The sequence below is a fragment of the Agarivorans sp. 2_MG-2023 genome (assembly GCF_030548085.1).
GTDB lineage: Bacteria > Pseudomonadota > Gammaproteobacteria > Enterobacterales > Celerinatantimonadaceae > Agarivorans.
Genome location: NZ_JAUORQ010000035.1, coordinates 1 through 658 on the forward strand (window position 1 = coordinate 1; position 658 = coordinate 658).

The window sequence follows — 658 nt, forward strand, 5'->3', positions numbered from 1 at the left end:
ACATAACGCCGCACTAAGCGGACTAAAATAGTGGGTTATAATGTGTAGCGAAGCGAAACTTAACCCACTGTTTTAGTTCCGTTTAAGTGCCTTGTTATAAGCCTATTTCCATTTGTTAATCCGATTAATGAGTGAAAGCCATTCATCACTTTTAAATAGAGCATTGCGTGAACTTTGATTTTGGTTGATTACTTCTTCTAGTTTACCTCCATACTCTTTAAGCTCATCAATATTCATTGAGCTTTGTATATGTTGATTGCATCTTGCAGACTGAAGGCATAGGTTTTGTGCGCATAACGCAGCATCACCATTTTGGTTTTTAGAGTTCAAATGCCCCCATTCATATTTTATATAATCTATATCCCAACCATCTTTAGCGGGAGAGTTCCAACAATAAGGTAAACCACTTGTAGACTCGATATGAAAAAATGGTTTAAAATTTTGAGACTTGAAAATTAAATTAACAAATTCTTTTATTTCTGATGGAGCTCTATTTAAAGTTATTTTTTTAAAGCCAGAATCCTTTAAATGCTTCACCACTGTTCCATAACAACGTTCAATATCTTTAGAGTATGCTTCTTCGTTATTTTTTAAATTTTTACGGTGTTCAAGTAATGATTTCATAAATATCTCAGCGTAAATTAGACTGGCTTATAAC

General features: G+C 33.3%; 1 protein-coding gene. It reads right to left on the minus strand.

What is annotated here, in order from left to right; genetic code table 11:
- Nucleotides 1-102: 102 nt before the first annotated feature.
- Nucleotides 103-624, minus strand: coding sequence for a hypothetical protein (locus Q4549_RS21850; RefSeq protein ID WP_303554608.1), 522 nt, complete (start codon nucleotides 622-624; stop codon nucleotides 103-105).
- Between the last annotated feature and the right edge of the window lie 34 nt (nucleotides 625-658).

What these genes read in the sequence shown, in the direction of transcription:
- Q4549_RS21850 (WP_303554608.1), bottom strand. Translation starts at nt 624, where the DNA reads ATGAAATCATTACTTGAACACCGTAAAAATTTAAAAAATAACGAAGAA.